A 3422-nucleotide genomic window follows, 5' to 3' on the forward strand; every position below is an offset into this window, starting at 1 on the left:
TGAAAGGATGTTCCGGCGGTGTCCTACTCTCCCACACCCTGGCGAGTGCAGTACCATCGGCGCTGGTGGCCTTAGCTTCCGGGTTCGGAATGGGACCGGGCGTTTCCCCACCGCTATAGCCGCCGTAACTCTATGAAACTGTCACACCCATACAATCAGGAACCCTCCAACAGGAGAGACCATCCAGGAACCGAAGTCCCCGAACCCCTGACCGACGGTGTCGTGTGTTGTTTCAGACACTGCACAGTGGACGCGTAGCATATTTGTTTGTAAGCCCTCGGCCTATTAGTACCAGTCACCTACACCCCTTACAGGGCTTCCAGCTCTGGCCTATCAACCCAATAATCTGTTGGGGGCCTTAACCACTCGAAGGTGGAGAGAAACCTCATCTTGGAACAGGCTTCCCGCTTAGATGCTTTCAGCGGTTATCCCTTCCGAACGTAGCCAACCAGCCGTGCACCTGGCGGTACAACTGGCACACCAGAGGTTCGTCCGTCCCGGTCCTCTCGTACTAGGGACAGCCTTCCACAAGTTTCTAACGCGCACGGCGGATAGAGACCGAACTGTCTCACGACGTTCTAAACCCAGCTCGCGTGCCGCTTTAATGGGCGAACAGCCCAACCCTTGGGACCTACTCCAGCCCCAGGATGCGACGAGCCGACATCGAGGTGCCAAACCATCCCGTCGATATGGACTCTTGGGGAAGATCAGCCTGTTATCCCCGGGGTACCTTTTATCCGTTGAGCGACACCGCTTCCACATGCCGGTGCCGGATCACTAGTCCCGACTTTCGTCCCTGCTCGACCTGTCAGTCTCACAGTCAAGCTCCCTTATACACTTACACTCGACACCTGATTACCAACCAGGCTGAGGGAACCTTTGGGCGCCTCCGTTACACTTTAGGAGGCAACCGCCCCAGTTAAACTACCCACCAGGCACTGTCCCTGAACCAGATCATGGCCCGAGGTTAGAAGCCCAATACGATCAGAGTGGTATTTCAACGATGACTCCACCAACACTAGCGTGCCAGCTTCACAGTCTCCCACCTATCCTACACAAACCGTACCGAACACCAATACCAAGCTATAGTAAAGGTCCCGGGGTCTTTTCGTCCTGCCGCGCGAAACGAGCATCTTTACTCGTACTGCAATTTCGCCGAGTCTGTGGTGGAGACAGCAGAGAAGTCGTTACGCCATTCGTGCAGGTCGGAACTTACCCGACAAGGAATTTCGCTACCTTAGGATGGTTATAGTTACCACCGCCGTTTACCGGGGCTTAAATTCTCAGCTTCGCCCCAAAGGGCTAACCGGTCCTCTTAACCTTCCGGCACCGGGCAGGCGTCAGTCCGTATACATCGTCTTACGACTTCGCACGGACCTGTGTTTTTAGTAAACAGTCGCTTCTCTCTGGTCTCTGCGACCTCGCTCAGCTCAGACAGCAAGTGCCATCACCAAACCAGGCCCTCCTTCTCCCGAAGTTACGGAGGTATTTTGCCGAGTTCCTTCACCACAGTTATCTCGATCGCCTCAGTATTCTCTACCTGACCACCTGTGTCGGTTTGGGGTACGGGCCGTGTACCAACTCACTAGAGGCTTTTCTCGGCAGCATAGGATCACTGAATTCCCCTCAACGGGTACGCATCACCTCTCAGGCACATGCTGTGCGGATTTGCCTACACAACGCCCTACAGGCTTACACCAGGTATTCCATCACCTGGCCCAGCTACCTTCCTGCGTCACCCCATCGCTTGACTACTACAATCGGGGTCCCGTGCAGCCACATCTCTTCACCCGAAGGTGATAGATCCGCTTTTGGACGGTTAGCACAACTGATTCGCCATTGGGCGCGGATACACGGGTACGGGAATATCAACCCGTTGTCCATCGACTACGCCTGTCGGCCTCGCCTTAGGTCCCGACTCACCCTGGGCGGATTAACCTGGCCCAGGAACCCTTGGTCATTCGGCGGACGAGTTTCTCACTCGTCTTTCGCTACTCATGCCTGCATTCTCACTCCCACAGCCTCCACCACTAGATCACTCTGTGGCTTCCCTGGCTGCAGGACGCTCCCCTACCCATCCACACTCCTGGCCATCACTGGCGGGATAATATGTGAATGCCGCGGCTTCGGCGGTGTACTTGAGCCCCGCTACATTATCGGCGCAGGACCACTTGACCAGTGAGCTATTACGCACTCTTTCAAGGGTGGCTGCTTCTAAGCCAACCTCCTGGTTGTCTCAGCGATCCCACATCCTTTTCCACTTAGTACACGCTTAGGGGCCTTAGCCGGCGATCTGGGCTGTTTCCCTCTCGACTACGAAGCTTATCCCCCGCAGTCTCACTGCCACGCTCTCACACACCGGCATTCGGAGTTTGGCTGACTTCGGTAAGCTTGTAGGCCCCCTAGGCCATCCAGTAGCTCTACCTCCGGCGTGAAACACGTGACGCTGCACCTAAATGCATTTCGGGGAGAACCAGCTATCACGGAGTTTGATTGGCCTTTCACCCCTACCCACAGCTCATCCCCTCAGTTTTCAACCTAAGTGGGTTCGGGCCTCCACGACGTCTTACCGTCGCTTCACCCTGGCCATGGGTAGATCACTCCGCTTCGGGTCCATGATGTGCGACTCAAGTTCGCCCTATTCGGACTCGCTTTCGCTACGGCTACCCCACACGGGTTAACCTCGCCACACACCGATGACTCGCAGGCTCATTCTTCAAAAGGCACGCCATCACCCCACGTCGAAACGAAGGCTCTGACGGATTGTAAGCGCACGGTTTCAGGTACTATTTCACTCCCCTCCCGGGGTACTTTTCACCTTTCCCTCACGGTACTAGTCCGCTATCGGTCACCAGGTAGTATTCAGGCTTATCGGGTGGTCCCGACAGATTCACAGCAGATTACACGGGCCCGCTGCTACTCGGGTACCCACTACATGAGCCGTTGAGTTTTCGCTTACCGGACTCTCACCGTCTACGGTCGGCCATCCCAGACCAATTCAGCTAACACAACGGTTTCTGACTCATGCTCCCAACGGCAGCTGGAAGAAAGTGAGCCCCACAACCCCAGATAGACAACCCCTGCCGGGTATCACATCCACCTGGTTTAGCCTCTTCCGCTTTCGCTCGCCACTACTCACGGAATCACTATTGTTTTCTCTTCCTGTGGGTACTGAGATGTTTCACTTCCCCACGTTCCCTCCACACACCCTATATATTCAGATGCGGGTAACACGACATCACTCGTGCTGGGTTTCCCCATTCGGACATCCTCGGATCTCAGCTCGGTTGACAGCTCCCCGAGGCTTATCGCAGCCTCCTACGTCCTTCATCGGCTCCTGGTGCCAAGGCATCCACCGTACGCCCTTAAAAACTTACAAACAAAGATGCTCGCGTCCACTGTGCAGTTCTCAAACAACACAC

2 rRNA genes are annotated in these 3422 nt (G+C 55.5%); both read right to left on the bottom strand.

Annotated features, from left to right (window positions below):
• Positions 1–10: 10 nt before the first annotated feature.
• Positions 11–127: ribosomal RNA gene (gene rrf, locus JZ791_RS43645) — 5S ribosomal RNA — on the bottom strand.
• A gap of 138 nt (positions 128–265) precedes the next feature.
• Positions 266–3379: ribosomal RNA gene (locus tag JZ791_RS43650) — 23S ribosomal RNA — on the bottom strand.
• Positions 3380–3422 lie beyond the last annotated feature (43 nt).

The organism is Nocardia alni, assembly GCF_019038435.1.
GTDB classification, from domain to species: domain Bacteria; phylum Actinomycetota; class Actinomycetes; order Mycobacteriales; family Mycobacteriaceae; genus Nocardia; species Nocardia alni.